This is a genomic window from Microscilla marina ATCC 23134, assembly GCF_000169175.1.
Lineage (GTDB): Bacteria > Bacteroidota > Bacteroidia > Cytophagales > Microscillaceae > Microscilla > Microscilla marina.
Genome location: NZ_AAWS01000025.1, coordinates 85,766 through 104,827, shown reverse-complemented (window position 1 = coordinate 104,827; position 19,062 = coordinate 85,766). Strand labels below are relative to the sequence as shown.

Sequence of the window (19,062 nt, the reverse complement as noted above, 5' to 3'; positions counted from 1 at the left end):
CTATAAACTTCATGTAAAAACTCAATCGCTGTTTTTAATCAACTGAATATAAAAACGAATTAATTGCTGATAGCTTTTCTTTGAAATACGTTCATTGGTTCCATGAAAACTATCAATTTCTTTGTTCTCCAGATACAAAGGGCTAAACCTGTAAATATTTTTGCTCAAGGTCTGATAGTGTTTAGAGTCGGTGCCTGCTACCATGAGCGCAGGAGCCACCAATGCCTCAGGAAAAAGTTGATGAATGGTTTTTTGCAGTTTTTGAAAGCTGGCTGCCTTTACATCAGACAATGGAACTGGGATGTTAAACTCAGTGTTCAGTATTTTCACCTTTACCTTGGGATTGTCAATTACTTTTTTGAAGTGAGCCAACAACGTTTTTTTAGTTTCGCCCGGGCTCAAACGCAGGTTAATCACAGCACTAGGGTTAGCAGGCATCACATTTGGCTTAGGGCTGCCCTGTAGCATAGTAGGCGCTATAGTAGTGCGCAACACAGCATTGGAAGTAGCTTCGCCTGCCATAATATTTTTGATCACCGAACTAAACAACCAACGATTGGCAAAGACCAATTTAAAACCCAGGTCCATCTCTGGAGCCAGAAAATCCATCAACTCTCCAGTAGCTCCTTGGATGCTTGCCGGAAACTGGTGCGTTTCGAGATCCACAATTGCTTGACTCAATATACGCACAGGGGTTTGTAGCGGTGGTCGTGACGAGTGTCCTCCGTTGACAGCTACACTTAGTTTTACATTGGCATAGCCCTTTTCTGCTACCCCTACATAAGCCACAGGCTTTGCCACCCCAGGCATTAGACCCTTTAGCACAAACAAGCCTTCGTCGAGTACATACTCTAGTTGTACCCCTCGCTTGATCAGGTATTGGGCAATTTTTTTGGCACCTTCGTGTCCACTTATTTCTTCGTCGTGCCCAAAAGCCAGGTAAATACTGCGTTTGGGTACATAACCGTTTTTAAGCAAATGTTCTACCGCCTCTAGCATTCCCAACACATTCATTTTGTCGTCCAGGGCTCCCCTCCCCCAAATAAATCCATTGCTAATATTGCCCGCAAAAGGAGGGTGTTTCCATTTACTTTCAGTGCCTTTTTCTACAGGTACTACATCAGTATGGGCAGCCCAAAGTATTGGCTTAAGCTGGGGGCTGGAGCCTTTCCAATAGTACAGCAAACTAAATTGATTGATTTTTCTCAACTTAAGTTGGCTATGCACTAGGGGAAAACTATTGCGTAAATGCTGGTGCAAGTGTATAAAAGCTGCTGTATCTATTGGGGCTCCTCTTTTGAGCGAGGTGGTGGGCAAAGTAATGGCTTTTGAAAGGTGCTCGAAGGCATTGGCAGAAATATCAACTGAAGCTACAGGTTTTAAGGCCATTTGGCGCGAAGGTAAACGATAGGCATTGATAAATAACACAATGACTATCAATAACAACCCCGCCAAAAATATAAATAAGATTTTTCTTAACATTATGATTTTCTAATTTCAGATGATTTATTCCATGCACTATTCACAATCTCTCGTATAATTTGTATATTTACTAACAGAGTCTGTACAACCAGGGTGTTCAGTATATTACTATCACTTTTGGTATAATCAATATAAACTTACCCACATCAAAGGGTACATTCAACACGGGCTGATCTTTCTACATATTTACTTAATGTTTTTGTATATGGCATCATTTTTTGAGCAAATTATAAAAAAATTACTTCCTACTCAACCCAATACTCACCAGCCACTGGTGACTGAAGTACTTAAACGCTCGCAGGCTCAGCTCGAAAAATACAATGAATGGCAAAGCGACCAACAACACCTTGCCCTGATCGAGTCTATTGCCAAGGCCTATTACCTGCGACAACAGAACATGAAGCCTGACTTGTCTATCCATATATTTGAATCACCTTATGCCAACGGTTTTGCCATTACTTATGATGAGCAACACATGGGCAAAAATGACTTGATGTTTTTGAGTGATTATTTCAAAGATATGCTACTGCCTCTAGAGTATACACTCAAATCAGCACAACGCGAAATCACCGATAAGGCCACCTATATAAGTACAGTAGAACGCTATTACTTAAAACCCGAAAGCAAGCAAGCCATGAGCGAAGGCAAACTCATTAACCAACTCTATGGCAATTTACTGCTGGAAAATGTGTGGGTAGACGAAAAACCCAGTTACCTCAAAGTTTTGTCTACCATTTATGCTGACCGCTCGTTTACACCTGCCCTTAAGTTTGACGATTTGGTGCAAATTCTTTTTCAGCTAAATCAATAATCCTTTCAGATAAAACCGTAATTTTGTTGTAACAAAAATGATTGTGTAGCTTGACCTCATAGCACAATGCCCCAAAACAATACTACAACATTAGTCAAAAAAGATTCCTGGACGAGCTTTCTTAAACTGGTAAGGTGGCAAAACCTGATGATCATAGTTTTTACCCAATACATGGTCAAAATTTTTCTTATCAGCCCTCAACAGCCCTGGCTTACTACTTTACAAGAACTTCCGCTATTGATCATTAGCTCCTCTACGGTGATTGTGGCAGCGGCGGGTTACATTATCAACGATTATTATGACATTAAAATAGACCGGGTCAATAAACCCAAACGCATTGTGATAGGGCGGCTCATCAAACGGAGGGTAGCATTAGGCGCACACTTTACCCTCAATTTTATTGGCATTGGTTTAGGTGTCTGGCTCAGCCTTAAAGTAGGGGTCATTAACTTTATTGCGGGTTTTCTGCTTTGGTTGTACTCCAACCAACTCAAACGCCTGCCACTGGTGGGCAATGCCGCTATAGCGGTGCTCACAGCAATGGTGGTGATAGTGATGGCAGTATACTACGAGCAACAGCAGCTGTCGTTGTTTACCTTTGCTACGTTTGCTTTTTTTATCACCATTATCCGCGAAATAATCAAAGATATGGAAGATGTAAGGGGAGATGCTACCTTTGGCTGCAAAACCCTGCCCATTGTATGGGGCATGCGCCGCACCAAAAACGTAATTTATGTATTTCTGGGTATTCTCACAGCTATATTACTCTCTACGCTCTTTGTATATCGTCATTTATTTATACTTTATCTGGTCATTTTTGTGCTCCCATCACTTTTTTTCCTTTTTATTCGCCTTCGCCGTGCCGATACCAAAAAAGAATACAGATATTTGAGTCACTTTTGCAAATTTATTATGCTGATAGGGGTGTTGAGTATGGTGTTGGTTTTTTAATTGAGAGTTATTCTATTACGAATGTAAAAACTAAAAAACAATCCATCAACCTATAAGCACCTGAAAATAACCAGCTTAATAAGCCAATTTTGCAAGTTCAACATAGCTAAAGACTTGTGGCTTAAAGTACCAACACCCAAGATTTACTGTAAAAAATAATTCATGAAAAACATTGCTATTTTTGCTTCTGGTACGGGCAGTAACGCCCAAAAAATAATAGAACATTTCGAAGACAGTTCGCTGGCAAAGGTGAGTCTGGTGGTGTCAAACAAACCTCAGGCAAAGGTACTTGACAAAGCGCAAAGTTTTGGTGTGCCTACCCAGGTGATCAACCGTCAAAGTTTTTACCAAAGCAACGAGGTGGTTGACTTGCTCAAACAACACCAGATTGACTTGATTGTATTGGCGGGTTTTTTATGGCTGGTGCCCCAAAATCTGATTGAGGTATTTCCTCAGCGGGTGATCAATATTCATCCGGCATTATTGCCCAAACACGGAGGCAAGGGTATGTATGGCATGAAAGTACACCAAGCGGTGGTGGCAAATAAGGAAACTAAAACTGGCATAACTATCCATTATGTAAACGAACATTACGACGAGGGCAAAGCTATCTTTCAGAAAAGCTGCCCAGTAGCCCCAGAAGACACTCCGGAAGTGGTGGCAAAAAAAGTGCAACTACTTGAACATGAGCACTTTCCAAAAGTGGTAGAAGAATTGGTAAAAAACCTACAGATATAACTAAAAAAACATGTAACTTTGTCGCCTAAATAAAGCCTGTCAAAAGCAGAATGCTAAGTCTTTAGCTCTCAAATAGTTACTTGATAAAATTTCGTGCAATAAAAACAGTGGGTTAGGTTTAATTTTCACACATTCACACAACCTGATTAAGTCGTTTCCCACCAGATTTATTCTTACTTAATGTTTATCAATACAATTTGGCAAAAGACCTGAGAGTTAGAAAGCAAGGCTGAGACAAAACCCCAAAATTTTAGTATACATTGAAAAAGATAGAATCTGCCCTGATTTCAGTTTTTCACAAAGAAAAACTAGACAAAATTGTCAAGCTTTTAGATCAAAACGGAGTCAAAATATACTCTACTGGTGGCACCCAAAAATTTATCCAATCACTTGACGTAGAAGTACACGCTGTAGAAGACCTCACCGGATACCCTTCTATTTTGGGAGGTCGGGTAAAAACCTTACACCCTAAAGTTTTTGGAGGTATTCTTACCCGCAGAGAAGAAGCACAAGACACCGTTCAAATTGAGCAATACGAAATCCCTTCTATCGACCTGGTCATCGTAGACTTGTACCCATTTGAAGACACTGTGGCTTCGGGTGCCAGCGAGAGCGACATCATCGAGAAAATAGACATTGGGGGTATTTCGCTAATAAGAGCTGCCGCCAAAAACTTTAAAGATGTGGCAGTGCTTGCCTCTCGTGAACAATACGACGATTTTAATGCCTTGCTTGAACAAAACCAAGGGGCTACCTCTTTGGCAGACCGCAAGCGTTTGGCTGCTCAGGCGTTTGACATTAGCTCTCATTACGACACGGCTATTTTCAACTATTTCAATCAAGACGCTGAACTTCCTCGTTTCAAGCAAAGCTTCCGCCAGGCAAAAACATTGCGTTATGGAGAAAACCCTCACCAAAAAGGGCACTTTTACGGTAACCTTGACGAAATGTTTGACCAACTGCATGGCAAAGAATTATCTTACAACAACCTAGTAGACGTTGATGCGGCAGTGGCATTGATGGAAGAATTTGACGAAACAGAAACGGCGTATGCCATACTCAAACATACCAATGCCTGTGGAGTAGCCACTGGCAGTACCCCCAAAGAGGCTTACTTAAGAGCACTTGCCGGGGATTCGGTTTCGGCTTTTGGTGGGGTAATTGTTACTAACAACACCGTAGACGCTGAAACTGCCGAAGAATTGCACAAATTATTCTTTGAAGTTTTGATTGCCCCCGATTTCAACGCAGATGCGCTGGAGATTCTCAAAGGCAAGAAAAAACGGATTTTGTTAAAAAAGAAAACAAATTTACCCGCTTCTCCGTTGTTCAAAACTTTGCTTAATGGAGTGATTGGGCAAGACAGAGACGCAACCATAGAAAGTGCTGCCGATCTGAAACCTGTGACGAAAAAAGAGGCTACCGCCGACGAAATAAAAGCTTTGGTGTTTGCCAGCAAAATAGCCAAGCACACCAAGTCGAACACTATAGTACTGGCCAAAGACAATCAGTTGTGTGCCAGTGGTGTAGGACAAACGTCGCGAGTAGATGCGCTTAAACAAGCCATTATCAAAGCCAAACATTTTGGTTTTGACCTAAATGGAGCTGTGATGGCTTCTGATGCCTTTTTCCCTTTTCCCGACTGTGTAGAAATTGCCCACGAAGCAGGCATCACAGCCGTAATTCAACCGGGGGGCTCTATCAAAGACCAAGCATCTATCGACTATTGCAACAACAACGACATAGCAATGGTCTTTACTGGGGTTCGCCATTTTAAACACTAATAAAAAGTGCATACACAGGTTAAAAAGCCTGCTTATAACTATCAATCAAGCTTTTTAGCCTGTATATGGCTTACTTTGTTACCTTTACGGAAGTAGTAAATCAGTACTTAAGAATTTTGTAGGTTACTGTTGGCTATTCCAAAATATTTGCCTAGCGTAGTGGTTTTTTAATAAAATAGCGTGTTGGATACCTGACAGGTTCTAAAACACTTGATACAAATATTAAATCTCAACTGCCTATACTAGAATCTGATCGTAATAACTGTCTGTTTTGACTTTATAGTACTCTTTGTTATGCTTTGTTAATTTTGGTTAGCCGTAGCTGTGGCTACAACTGCAAAAACCGATGGCTAAAGCTTCGCTTTGCCGAGCTCTGCCAAAGGCTAATTACCTCACATAACCTTGAGTTCCTTTGCCAAAACTCGACACTTATTTTGACCAAGCTCCTAAGGGCAAATACTATATCTGAAAAGTTTTATAAATATTGCAAAACTACCATGGGATTATTTGATTTTTTTACTGGCGACATCGCCATCGACCTTGGTACTGCCAACACTCTCATTATCCACAAAGATAAAGTTGTGGTTGATGAACCCTCTATAATTGCCATAGATCGAAAAAACAGTAAGGTAATTGCAATTGGCAAACAAGCCATGCAAATGCACGAAAAAACCCACCGGGAAATAGAAACTATCCGCCCTTTGAAAGATGGTGTAATCGCAGATTTTACTGCAGCTGAGCAAATGATTCGTGGTTTGATCAAAATGATCAACTCAGGAAGTCGTTTTTTCACACCCTCTTATCGAATGGTGATTTGTATTCCTTCTGGTATTACCGAAGTAGAAAAAAGAGCGGTAAAAGACTCGGCTGAACACTGCGGTGCACGCGAAGTATATATGATACACGAGCCTATTGCAGCCGCTATAGGTATTGGTATCAATATAGATGAGCCAGTGGGTTCTATGATTGTAGACATTGGAGGTGGTACTACCGAGATTGCCGTAATTGCCCTTTCGGGGATTGTATGCGAGCAATCTATCAAAACTGCCGGGGATGTGTTTACTCAGGACATTCTAAACTATATGCGTCGTCAGCATAACCTATTGATTGGTGAGCGTTCGGCTGAACGTATCAAAATGGAAGTAGGTTCGGCAATGGCTGAGCTCGACGAACCACCTGCCGACTACGAGGTAAGAGGACGCGACCTGATGACGGGTATTCCTAAAACAATCAAGGTGAGTTATTCTGAGATTGCTTTTTGCCTTGACAAGTCTATCTCTAAAGTAGAAGACGGGGTGTTGAAAACCCTGGAAATGTCTCCTCCAGAACTTTCTGCTGATATTTACAACAATGGTATTTATTTGACTGGTGGTGGAGCATTGCTCAAAGGTTTAGATCAGCGTTTGGCGCTTAAAACCAAGCTACCTATACATATTGCCGATGATCCATTAAGAGCTGTAGTACGAGGTACTGGTATTGCCCTAAAAAACCTTGAAGCATACAAACCAGTATTGATGAGCTAGGGTACTAGTAACCTACTTAATTGAAAGTATACTAAGTACACTGTAAAATAAATATCTTATGCTTTTTTCGGCTTCTTTTGCCCTCTGACTTCTCTTTACAAAAATCGCGTAGCTTTGGCTATGCTCTATTTGTAAAGATCGCCAGCAAACAAAATAAACTCGAACTAAATAACAACTTACTTAATTTACAGTGTACTAAGTTTTTTAGTGCTAATATACGCCTTATAATAATTTCTTTTGTGTATATGTTAAAATACATGGAAGAATTACTTATTGCTTGATTTTCAGGCAGTACTTGGTGTATATTAGCATTTTATTTTGGAGTATAACCAAAGTTTTTATTTACAGTTTTGTAAAATCACGCGAGTTTGCCAACAAAACCAAAAACTAACAAGGCAATACTTAAAATGGTTAGTAAGATAATACCATCGTACTCAGTCCCCGGAACCAAGTGGCAAATCCCGATTTATCGGGTATCTTTATAAATACTGAGAGTAAGGGACATTTAAATTTGTCAGAGTAAAAAATATGCAATCGCTATTTTTATTAATCAAAAGATTCAGGACTCCCATTTTATTCCTGCTACTTGAAATTTTCTGCCTGATATTAATTGTTACCCGCAATAAATATCAAAACACTATTTTTTATAACATTTCGAGCGAATATACCGGGCAACTGTTAGGTGTGTCGAACAGTGTCTGGGAGTATTTCAACCTGAGAGATGTAAACGAAAAATTGGCACAGGAAAATGCCCAGTTACGCTATTTGGTGGCAAAAAAACAATTTGCCAAAAATGCCCAGGTAGTCCCCATTCGCGATTCGCTCATTGTAGCACAGTACCAATATGATGTGGCCAAGGTAGTAAACAACTCTACCCATAAACACAATAATTATCTTACGATTAACCGAGGGAGCCTGCACGGTATAAAACCTGGCATGGGGGTCATTTCTCCAGAAGGAGCAGTAGGCAAGATCAAATCTTGCTCTAAGCACTACTCTATTGTAGTGTCACTGTTGCACTCTAAAATGAGGATTTCGTCAGAGATCAAAAAGAACAATTCATTGGGCTACATACAGTGGCAGGGAGGCGACCCCTCTCAAGCCAAAATGCTGGACGTACCCCGACATTTGAACGTAGTAGAAAAAGACACCATCGTTACCTCTGGCTATAACAGTACTTTTCCGGCAGGCATTACCATTGGTGTAGTAAAAAAAGTAGGTAGAAAAGCAGAAGAAACCTTTTTTGACATTGATGTACAGCTTGCCACTGAATTCAATCAGTTGTCTTATGTATATGTCATCAAAAACAGATTAAAATTAGAACAAGAGTCGCTTGAGCGAGAGTCATTTGAAGATATAGATGAATAACAAAACCATAGTAACCCAAGTAGTATACTTTGTACTCTACATCATTTTACAGGTATTTTTTGCCAAAAACCTTGAGTTATTTGATGTAGCCTTTTGCTTTGTGTACATCAATTTTATTTTAAACCTGCCCCAGGACACCAAACGTGATGTTTTGCTGTTTTCAGGTTTTTTGCTGGGCTTTATAGTCGACTCTTTTTACAATACCTGGGGTATTCATAGTGCTGCCTGTGTACTCATTGCCTTTATCCGACCCTTTGTGCTAAAGGTAGTGACTCCTAAAAATGCAGGTGATGACAATGATCTAAAAGAGCGAAGCCTGCTCAGGTTTAGTTTGTATGCCATCATTCTTATTTTTATACACCATAGTATGATCTTTTTTATAGAGATTGCACATTTCAAATTGTTCTTCCATACATTGGTTAAAATATTTTTTAGCACAATTTTCACTTTTGTATTAAGCGTTATTATTCAGTACTTATCGCCTAAAAAAGCAACAAAACAAGCATGAACGACAGTAGAAAATGGATTATATTGGGGCTATTTACGGCTACCGGGCTTACCTTCCTTATCAAGCTGTTTATGATCCAGGTTTTGGTAAGCGACTATAAAATAAAAGCCGAAAGCAATGCCATACGTTCTATAAAAATATACCCACACCGAGGACTCATTTATGACAGAAATGGTAAGCTGTTGGCTTTCAATACTCCAGTGTATGACCTGATGGTAGACCTTAAAAAAGTAAAGATAAAGGATACCCTTGCCTTTTGTAATTTTTTGAGCATAACCAAAGCCCAGTTTGACAAAAACATGAAGCGGGTAAAAGTACGTGGCAAGCAGCCCAAGGCTTTTCTAAAACAAATTTCCCGTAAGGACTTTGCCAAAATCCAGGACAAACTCATTGACTACCCCGGCTTTTATGCCGAATCTAAAATTGTACGTGCTTATCCTCATAAAAGCCTGGCAAATGCCTTGGGATACATCGGAGAAATAAGCAAAAAACAGCTAAAGAAAGAAAAAGACACGGCTAACTATTACCAACAGGGCGACTACATTGGTATTAGTGGGCTGGAGGCTGCTTATGAAAAGTATTTGCGTGGACGACGTGGAGTAAAAATGGTATATGAAGACGCTCGAGGTAATAAAAAAGGGGCGTATAAAGGAGGAAAATACGACACTGCTTCAGTGGCGGGCAAAGACTTGATTTCGAGCATAGACCTTGAACTACAAAAATACGGTGAACAACTCATGCGCAACAAACGGGGAGCTATAGTAGCTATTGAACCTACTACTGGCGAAATTTTAACTATGATTTCGGCACCTTCGTATGACCCTAATTTGTTGACAGGGCGTGAGTTTTCAAAAAACTTTGGCCCCTTGTTGCTCAACAAAACCAAACCTTTGTACAATCGTGCCATTCGGTCTAAGTACCCGCCAGGTTCTACTTTTAAGGCAGTACAAGCATTGATTGGGCAAGAAGAAAATGTAATTTCATCACAAACAGTATTTGCCTGCAACAAAAGCCTGGTAAAATGTCACTGGCACCCCACAGTAGACCTACAGCGCTCTATTCAACACTCTTGCAACCCTTATTATTTCAATGTGTTCCGACGCATTATTTACCAAAACAAACTGGTTGACAGTACTGGCGGAGTATCTAAAGGAAGCGATGGTAAAATTGGCTATGAAAAGTGGCGACAACACCTTTTGAGCTTTGGCTTGGGAGCCAAAACAGGCATTGACCTTAACAACGAAAAAGGGGGCAATGTACCATCACTTTCGTTTTATAACCGAAAGTTTGGCGAAGGTAAATGGAAATTTTCTAACATTTATTCTTTGAGTATTGGCCAGGGCGAACTAGGGGTTACACCGTTACAGATGGCAAATATTGCGGCCATTATAGCCAACCAGGGGTATTACTACACGCCACACCTGATTAAGGGGATAGGCAAAAACAAGAAAAAATTGCCTGAGTTTATCAAAAAACATAAGGTAACCATTGACCCTCAGTACTTTAAACTTATTATAGACGGTATGGAAGGGGCAGTAAAAGCAGGTACAGTAGCTGGTTATGCCATTATGCCCGACATTACCATATGTGGTAAAACTGGTACTGCACAAAACCCACACGGAGAAGATCACTCAGTATTTATTGCGTTTGCTCCTAAAGAAAATCCTAAAATAGCCATTGCAGTATATGTAGAGAATGCCGGATTTGGAGGAACTTGGGCGGCTCCTATTGCTAATCTAATGATTGCCCGCTATCTCAAGGGAAAAACATTGCGCCCCAGCACAGAAAAAATGGTCATAGAAAAAAGCTTTATCAATTGAACACACAGGACAAAAAAAACGGGCTCAACTTCGACGGGATGGCAGTATTGCTATACCTGGCATTGGTGTGTGTGGGCATTGTCAATATTTTTGCAGCCGTATACAAACCAGAAATACACCAGGGTTTTTTCGATTTTTCGCTTAGGTCAGCCAAGCAAATGATGTGGTTTGGCTTGGCGGTGATCCTAATTGTAGTAATTATAGTGGTAGACATGCGTTTTTTCGAAGCCTTTGCCTATCCCATCTACATTGCTATGTTGTCGGCACTGGTCATGGTGCTTTTGGTGGGCTCTACCATCAATGGTTCTAAGTCTTGGTTTATGATAGGCGGAGTAGGTTTACAACCCGCCGAGTTTGCCAAGTTTGCTACGGCGCTGGCGTTGGCGCGTTTTCTGCAAGTGCCCCGCCCGCAAAGCCTGGGATTTTTTGGCAGAATTACCTGGTTTTTCTCTGAGCAAGTATTTGGTTTATCACGCATTGGGTTAGGTATTCCACGAAAGGCGCTCGAAAAGCTAGACACTTATGTAATAGCCGGATTTATTATTGCTATTCCGGCAGTGTTGATCATCATTCAAGGCGATACAGGCTCAGCCATGGTGTTTGCTTCGTTTGCCTTTGTGCTATACCGCGAAAAAATTATCCCTCACTGGTTACTCTTGGGGGGGTTCTCGGTGGTTACTTTGTTTTTCTTAACCCTTATTGTAGGGGTTTGGAACCTTGCTGTTGGCATTGCCATTATGACTGTCATCAGTTTACTTTTGTTTACTGAGTCTAAGCAACGTACCGTCATTATCATGAGTGCGGTGTTGGTATTTGGCTATATATTTAGCGTAAGTTATATAGTAAACGATGTACTCAAAAAATACCAACGAGAACGAATCATAGTATTGATTAAGCCAGAAAAAGCCTCAAAACGTGCACGTTGGAATGTAGACCAATCAAAAATTGCCATTGGTTCGGGGGGCTTTTTTGGCAAAGGGTTTAGACAAGGTACCCAAACCAAACTGGGCTATGTACCCGAACAAAGTACTGATTTTATTTTTTGTACCATTGGCGAAGAACGTGGCTGGATAGGAAGCCTAGTAGTGATCTCGCTATACCTCTTGCTTATGGCAAGGCTGATAGCCATCGCCGAAAGGCAAAAAGATACTTTTGTGCGAGTCTACGGCTACTCGGTGGCTTCTATTATATTTTTTCACTTTGCCATCAATATCGGCATGACTATAGGGCTGTTTCCGGTGGTGGGTATTCCCTTGCCCCTCATCAGCTATGGAGGCTCATCTATGTGGTCTTTTTCTATTTTGATATTTATTCTGCTCAAACTTGACGCTCACCGTAAGCAAATACTGGCAAGACAGTAAAAGGCATCTCTACAGTTTTTAGAAATAAATTCGCACAACAGGGAATGAATGTTTATATTCATTCCCTGTTTTTATATAGTTTTTTGAGTGCTTGTTTAAAATTAACCAAAGGGCAGTTTGATAAGTTTCTAAAAAAATGATAAAGCGTATTTTTAAATGGTTGGGGGTTCTTTTGTTGGTATTGACAATTGTATACCTGCTAGGCCCTACTCCTCCCTCTCCTGTGCTTGACACTACCTTGCCTCAAGTAACCAATAACCTGGCACAACTTGAGCAAGAGGTAATCGCCAAAGAAAAAAAAGTAAAAGATCTAAGGCCGGATAATGAAGCACGCATTGTGTGGGCTGACTCAACTAAAAAACAAAAAACACCTTACGCTTTAGTATATTTGCATGGTTTTTCGGCTACTTGGGCCGAAGGCGAACCTGTACACCGCAATTTTGCTCGACGCTATGGGTGCAATATGTACCTGGCACGGCTTGCCAGACATGGCATTGGCAATCAGGAAGCATTTGAAAACCTCACGGTAGACCAATTATTAGCTTCGGCTAAAGAGGCAGTGGCCATTGCCCAGCAATTGGGTGAGCGGGTTATTATAATGGCTACCTCTACCGGGGCAACTTTAGGGCTATACCTGGCAGCACAACACCCCGAACTTGCTGGTATTATTTTATACTCTCCGCTTATCGACTTTTACTCTCCTGCACTTTATTTGCTCAATAAGCCGTGGGGCTTGCAAGTGGCCAGGCTGGTATTTGATAGCAAATATTACGATTTTACCGGAGAAAGTAGCCCAAAAAAACAACAATACTGGACTACCCGCTATCGCTTTGAGGGTACTGTGGCACTTAAATCGCTGGTAGCAAATACCATGGGCAACGCTCTGTTTGCCAAAATCAAGCAACCTTTGTTTTTGGGGTATTACTACAAAGATGAAGCACATCAAGACAAAGTTGTTTCGGTAAAAGCAATGAAACAAATGTATACACAACTGGGTACTCCCCCATCTCAAAAAAGACAGGTGGCGTTTCCTAAGGCAGGCTCCCATGTCATTGCTTCTTATATTACCAGCAAAAACTATCAACGAGTGGCTCAAAAAACCTTTGAGTTTGCCGAAGAAGTGCTTAAGTTGAAGCCCGTAGAAAAGTAATGCCTGTATACAGGGTTTGGTCGTAATATTCGTTAATAAGTCAGATTGAAGACAATCAATCACTATTATATATAACCTAAAATATCTAATCAATTAAATCTTATCAGGCATTCAATGCCAACAGCTTTGAATGACAGGGTTACTTAACTAATTAAAAATACAATGAATTTGAGAAAACCATTACATCAACAACACACACAACGAAAATACAAGCCTATAGGCCTCACTGGTTTTGGCTGGTGGTTGGTGTGCCTGGCTATTTTTATGGGTCATTGGGTACAAGCTCAACCTACCCAGCCCTGGGAACAGGTGTTTCGCAAAACTGAGCGTTTGTACAAAAAGGGGCGTTACAAAAAAGCGTTGCGCAAACACAAAAAACAAAAGAAAAAGCTTACAAGCGAGGTGCTCAAAGCCTGGGGAAAGATTCAGGAAGCGAAGAGCCGGGAAGCTTTGGGACACTTTGACAAAATGAATCAACTGCTGAATGAAGGACTGTCTACATTACAAGCCGTCAAAAGCAATGACTTTAAAAGCTATCTTGTAGGGGCCTACAAAGCCGCAGATGTATACCTGGAATATGGCTACTACTCGAAAGCCCGCAAGCTACTGGAAGAGGCCAGGCAAAACTGGTTGTCACAACCCACTGGTGACAGTACTGCCAAAGATTCAATAGGGCTAACCGAAGTAAACCATCGTCTGGCAGTCACTTATATTCGTATTGGCAAACTCAAAGATGCTGGTCAATTGCTGGATCAGGCGCTTCCTTTTTGGCAAAATCTGATTGCTACACCAGTGGCTAACAAATGGGTGCGTAGGTACCACAAACACCAGTATATAAAGTTGCTCATTGCCCAAAGTATGCTCATGACCGACAAAGGGGAGTATGAAAAGGCTGCTAAGTTTTTGTTGGCAAAACGCAGAAAAGTAAGAAAGCTGATTTGGAAAAAAAGCCAAACTTATGGATTGTACCTCAAACAAATCGCCGATAACTATGCCAACGACGAACGCTACGCCCGCTCGATGCGCTGGTACAAAAAAGCCCTGAAAATAGCCAAGCCTAATTTGTTTTTAACCAGAGGGTACATTAAGTCAAGTAAAACTTATTTGTCGGTGTATGATCAAACCATTCGGATGTATTTTGAAAACCGACACCCTATCAAGGCCAACCTACAGCAAGAATACCGCGATAAAATTATGTATGCATTTTATAGAGGCAAAAATATACAACGTCTGCGTGGGGAGTTTTTACGTGCCGAACGCTCTAAGCATTATAATCGTGGTAGCCGACGAACCAAAAGAAGGTTTGATGAATTGCAACAAACTGATAGTACCTTGTTGCCCGTGTATCACCCTCTAAGGGTGCGGTTGGTAGAAGACCTGTACGACTTGCATATGTACAAAGAAGCGAACTTGATACAGGCCGAAAAAGATATTAACCATTTGCTTAAGCTACAAAAAGAGCTGATGGGTGAAGATGCTCCCAAGTATGAGTTGTACAAGCTCAAATGGGCAAATTATTACCTACTGCACGCAGATGATTTGAGCAATGCTGAAAAAGTATTCACCGAGAAAAAATACCAAACATATTTGGACGAGCTCACCAAAACCCACAAAGATTATATTCCCATACAAAACTATATTGCTACCTATCATGATGTAAAAGAGGAGTATAAAGAAGCATTGGCGATTTTAGAAAATAACGTAAAAGTGCAGACAGAGAAATTGGGGGCTGAAGACCGTGAAACCGGAAAACAACTCGCCAAACTCGCCGAAATGCAAATTAAAGTAGGGGATTATAAAAATGCAGAGAAAAACATAGAAGAGTCTATGGGCATCATTAGGTCGAAAATTCGCCGACGTTCGTTTGAGTATGCCGATGCATTGAGCACCGCAGCCCGTTTGTATGGCATTATTGGGCAATATTATACCGCCGAACGTTTGCTAAGGCGAGCCCGTCGAATTTATTGGGGAATGCGCGCCCGCGATATTTCGCAACAATCGAAGTCGGTAGAAAACCTTGCTTTTTTGTACATAAGAATTGGCGAATACGCCGAAACTGAAGAGTTATTGAATGAAGCCATTGAACAAAAAGAAGCCAAATATGGCAAAGAAAGCCGTAAGTTGGTCAATTTACTCAACCAACTGAGTCAGTTGTACCTCATCACGGGTAAATATGCCGAAGCAGAAAAGCTTGCCGTGCGTGCGTCTGAAATATCTAAAAAGGTATATGGACATACTACCATTCGTTATGCCGAAAGTATTGGGTTGCTAGGCTCGTTGTACTTGGCTATTGGTGACTACCAAAAGGCTGAAGAAAGTATTAAAGAGGTCATGGATATACGCAAGGCTAAACTAGGCGAAAACCACATTACAATGGCAGAAGCATATACTCACCTTGCCTTGGTGAAATTTAACCGGGGCGGTCAGGACAGTACCGAGGTAAAGCCTTTGCTGGAGAAATCGCTTACTATTTATAAAACTACTTTTGGCGATAAGCACCCTTTGTATGCTGAGGCGCTCAAAAACATGGCGTATTATCACATAGAAAAAAACCAATATGAGACTGCTTTTGCCCAATTGAATCAGGCAGACGATATTTGGCTCGATGCTTTTGGCAAAGAAAATGTAAACTCAGCAAGGGTAGCCATGCTCAGCGGTGATTTATACGCCAAAACCAAAAACTTTAAAAAAGCCAAAGTAGAATATCAGCGGGCACGCAAAATGTATAAAAAGGTGTTTAATGACGAACATCCTGAGTACGTGCGTTCGTTGAGCAAAATAGGTAAAGTGGAGTTTGTAAGGGGAAGGTACCGTCAATCAAACAAAATTTTAGAGCAGGCAACCGATCAATACCTAGAGTATATCAAGACTTACTTTCCGGTGTTGAGCGAAGGCGAAAAAGCCAAGTACTGGGGGCTGATACGGGCTGACTTTGAGTTTTATAATACACTGGCTGTTAAACAGGCACACCGCAAAAGCCGACGCAAGAAGCTGTTAAGTAAAATGTATGACCACGCGCTTGCTACCAAAGCACTGTTGCTGAGTTCATCAAGAAAAGTACGTAACCGTATTTTGAATAGTGGCGACCAACAATTGATAGACTTGTACAAGCAATGGGTAGATCGAAAGGAGTTTCTGACCAGCATATTATCGTTGAACGAAGACAAGTTAAAAGAAAGCAATATCAAGCCTCGTAAAATAGAGAAGGAAATTGAACAACTTGAAAAAAAACTCAACAAAAAGTCAAACCTGTTTGCCAAAGAGTTTGAAAAGAAAAACTATACCTGGAAAGATGTACAAAAAACATTGAAAGATGGGGAAGCTGCCATAGAGGTTATCCGTTACCGGGAATACAATCAAGGGTTTACCGATTCGGTACGTTACGCGGCACTTATTGTAACCAAACAGAGTAAACGAAGCCCACAGTTGGTATTGTTGAGCAATGGCAATCAACTAGAAAACCGTTACCTGAGGTATTATAGAAACAGTACCCGTTTTCGTCGCAAAGATCGCTATTCTTATAAAAACTACTGGTTGCCCATAGACAAGGCACTGGCAGGAATCAATAGGGTGTACTTGTCGCCCGATGGAGCCTACAACCAAGTAAATGTATCGTCGATGCGCATAGCTGATACTACTTATGTGATAGACAAAACCAACGTGGTATTGGTGAGCAATACTAAAGATTTGGTGATAAACCAGCAAAATAAGCTGGCCAAAGCAAACGACAAACCAGCAGAGGTAAACAATCGGGCGGTATTGTTTGGAAACCCGGTATTTTACAGTAACGACAAAATCTTAAAAATAGCTCGTTCGGCAAGCAAAAGAGGAGAAATCGGATTTATTAGCCGCTTGCCTGGCACGGAGAAAGAAATAAGCGAGGTAAATAAATTGTTGCGCCAAAAGGGATGGAAAACCAACGTGTTTACTAACAATGTGGCCGAAGAAATTAACATAAGAGGCTTGCAAAACCCCAGAGTGTTTCATGTGGCAACACACGGTTTTTTTGTCAGTCACAAAAAAGATGACACTCCTGGAGCAGAAGGATTAAGAAGCAATCAAATCACCAGTGGTCCTTTGCACCGTTCGGGTTTGCTTACCCACGGCGCAGGCGATTTGTTGGCAAAAACAAATAACTTTTACAGCAGCGATGGTATTTTGACAGCTTATGAAGCCATGAACCTCAATTTTGACAATACCGAATTGGTGGTGTTGTCAGCGTGTGAAACCGGGCTGGGAGAAGTTCAGATAGGTGAAGGGGTGTTTGGTTTGCAACGCTCGTTTTTGGTAGCAGGAGCCGATGTGTTGATCATGAGCTTGTTTAAAGTGTCAGATGATGCTACTCAAAAGCTGATGAGTAAATTTTATAAAAAATGGCTTGCCACTGGCAACAAACGCCAGGCTTTTGTTGAAGCCCAAAAAGAGATCAAAGCGGAATACAAAGATCCTATATACTGGGGGGCTTTCAATATGATGGGCATTGATTAAAAGGCGCATACCTCCACTTCAAGGGCAGTTACTTTTTTGAGTAACTGCCTTTTTTTATGGGTGCTTATTCAAGATGAGTTCATCGCTTTAAGCAGCAAACTGAAGGTCACGCTACAAGCTCCCTCGGTTTTATAGTACATTGATTTTTAGCAACTTATAAAATCGGCAGATGAAAGTTGGTTGCTAGGCAACTATTTCCCACTGCTGTTTCCTTAAATACTGAACCCTTAAAAAGACAGTTGCGTAAGCCATCTGCGAGAGGTAAAAGCTAATAGCTAAAGGCTAAAAGCTTTGCTAAGGAAGCAACATTAAAATGAACACTTTATACCTACCACACTTACTTTAAAGCTCAGCCACACCTTCGTTTACTTCATTGATAAAGCTCTGCAGATTGGCTCTATACTTCAAGGCTTGCAACTTTTGCAAATATGCCTCAGCCGCCGCTTTGTCTTTATGTACCACCTTGATATCGGCTAAGTGCAAATACACCAGCGCTTCATTGTTTTGAGTACGCACACCAAACTCCAGGGCTTGATTAAACATTGTTTCGGCAGTATGAATATCATCTTTTGACATAGCCACAAATGCTTTGATAAAGTAATAGTAGCCTTTTTGACTTTTTGCCAGTCGCTCTGGTTGTTTTATTTCGCTCAAATACTCATTGGCTTTGTCATATTTTTGCCTACGCAACTGTTGCAAAGCCAGCCATACAGTGCCATTGCGATAATACCCCACCACTAACACCGCAATGCAGGCAATGTATAAAATGGTGCTGGGATAATTTTGATAAAACAACGAAAAAACAGTGGCTAAAAGGGCTGCTGTCCCCAATAAAAGCCGAACCTTGAGTGTAAACATGGTATTGATTAAGTTGTATATTTAGACACAAAGGTAATGAAGATGCGCTTTAGGTAGTGGAGATATAGAAAATTATTTCTATGGATGCACAAATGGTTTACTGCCCATAAAACCCTGTAAGAGTATGTTTAAATTTTGTCTTCGGAGTTAAAAATGATGAGTTTTTTGTGCTGACGAGATATATTTTTAAGTGAACCGATGGCTACAGCTATGCTGTGCC

General features: G+C 41.0%; 13 protein-coding genes. 11 read left to right on the top strand and 2 right to left on the bottom strand.

From position 1 onward, the window contains the following. Nucleotides 1-21 precede the first annotated feature (21 nt). Nucleotides 22-1,482: a M20 family peptidase gene (locus M23134_RS21765; RefSeq protein ID WP_002699980.1), complete on the bottom strand. Its 1,461-nt coding sequence runs from the start codon at nt 1,480-1,482 to the stop codon at nt 22-24. Nucleotides 1,483-1,687: 205 nt separating this feature from the next. Between M23134_RS21765 and M23134_RS38655 the strand changes: the two genes are divergently transcribed. The 11 genes from M23134_RS38655 (at nt 1,688) to M23134_RS21710 (ending at nt 17,984) form a co-directional block, all read left to right on the top strand. Then, a complete protein-coding gene (locus tag M23134_RS38655) occupies nt 1,688-2,293 on the top strand; it encodes a hypothetical protein (protein WP_157558581.1) in 606 nt (201 codons plus the stop codon). A 66-nt stretch (nt 2,294-2,359) separates the two neighbouring features. After that, the gene (locus tag M23134_RS21755) at nt 2,360-3,244 is read left to right on the top strand and encodes a geranylgeranylglycerol-phosphate geranylgeranyltransferase (protein WP_002699978.1); all 885 of its coding nucleotides are present in this window, start codon (nt 2,360-2,362) and stop codon (nt 3,242-3,244) included. Nucleotides 3,245-3,406: 162 nt separating this feature from the next. After that, nucleotides 3,407-3,982 carry a phosphoribosylglycinamide formyltransferase gene (purN, locus tag M23134_RS21750; protein ID WP_002699977.1) on the top strand — a complete coding sequence of 192 codons (576 nt, stop codon included), beginning with the start codon at nt 3,407-3,409 and terminating at the stop codon, nt 3,980-3,982. Nucleotides 3,983-4,242: 260 nt separating this feature from the next. Next, nucleotides 4,243-5,766, top strand: coding sequence for a bifunctional phosphoribosylaminoimidazolecarboxamide formyltransferase/IMP cyclohydrolase (purH, locus tag M23134_RS21745; protein WP_002699976.1), 1,524 nt, complete (start codon nt 4,243-4,245; stop codon nt 5,764-5,766). Nucleotides 5,767-6,263: 497 nt separating this feature from the next. Next, nucleotides 6,264-7,289, top strand: coding sequence for a rod shape-determining protein (locus tag M23134_RS21740; RefSeq protein WP_045114084.1), 1,026 nt, complete (start codon nt 6,264-6,266; stop codon nt 7,287-7,289). Between the two features lie 528 nt (nt 7,290-7,817). After that, nucleotides 7,818-8,657, top strand: coding sequence for a rod shape-determining protein MreC (mreC, locus tag M23134_RS21735; RefSeq protein WP_002699973.1), 840 nt, complete (start codon nt 7,818-7,820; stop codon nt 8,655-8,657). Then, the gene (locus tag M23134_RS21730) at nt 8,650-9,165 is read left to right on the top strand and encodes a hypothetical protein (RefSeq protein WP_002699972.1); all 516 of its coding nucleotides are present in this window, start codon (nt 8,650-8,652) and stop codon (nt 9,163-9,165) included. The genes mreC and M23134_RS21730 overlap by 8 nt, the downstream gene beginning before the upstream one ends. Next, nucleotides 9,162-10,985, top strand: coding sequence for a penicillin-binding protein 2 (mrdA, locus tag M23134_RS21725; RefSeq protein ID WP_002699971.1), 1,824 nt, complete (start codon nt 9,162-9,164; stop codon nt 10,983-10,985). The genes M23134_RS21730 and mrdA overlap by 4 nt, the downstream gene beginning before the upstream one ends. Continuing rightward, nucleotides 10,982-12,346: a rod shape-determining protein RodA gene (gene rodA / locus M23134_RS21720; RefSeq protein WP_002699970.1), complete on the top strand. Its 1,365-nt coding sequence runs from the start codon at nt 10,982-10,984 to the stop codon at nt 12,344-12,346. The genes mrdA and rodA overlap by 4 nt, the downstream gene beginning before the upstream one ends. A 136-nt stretch (nt 12,347-12,482) precedes the next feature. Further along, complete coding sequence (locus M23134_RS21715; protein WP_002699969.1) at nt 12,483-13,496, top strand: alpha/beta hydrolase; 1,014 nt, start codon at nt 12,483-12,485, stop codon at nt 13,494-13,496. Nucleotides 13,497-13,658: 162 nt separating this feature from the next. Then, entirely contained in the window at nt 13,659-17,984 is a 4,326-nt protein-coding gene (locus M23134_RS21710) for a CHAT domain-containing protein (protein WP_002699968.1), read from the top strand. Nucleotides 17,985-18,326: 342 nt separating this feature from the next. Here M23134_RS21710 and M23134_RS21705 read toward each other — a convergent pair whose 3' ends face one another. Further along, complete coding sequence (locus tag M23134_RS21705) at nt 18,327-18,842, bottom strand: tetratricopeptide repeat protein (protein WP_002699967.1); 516 nt, start codon at nt 18,840-18,842, stop codon at nt 18,327-18,329. Between the last annotated feature and the right edge of the window lie 220 nt (nt 18,843-19,062).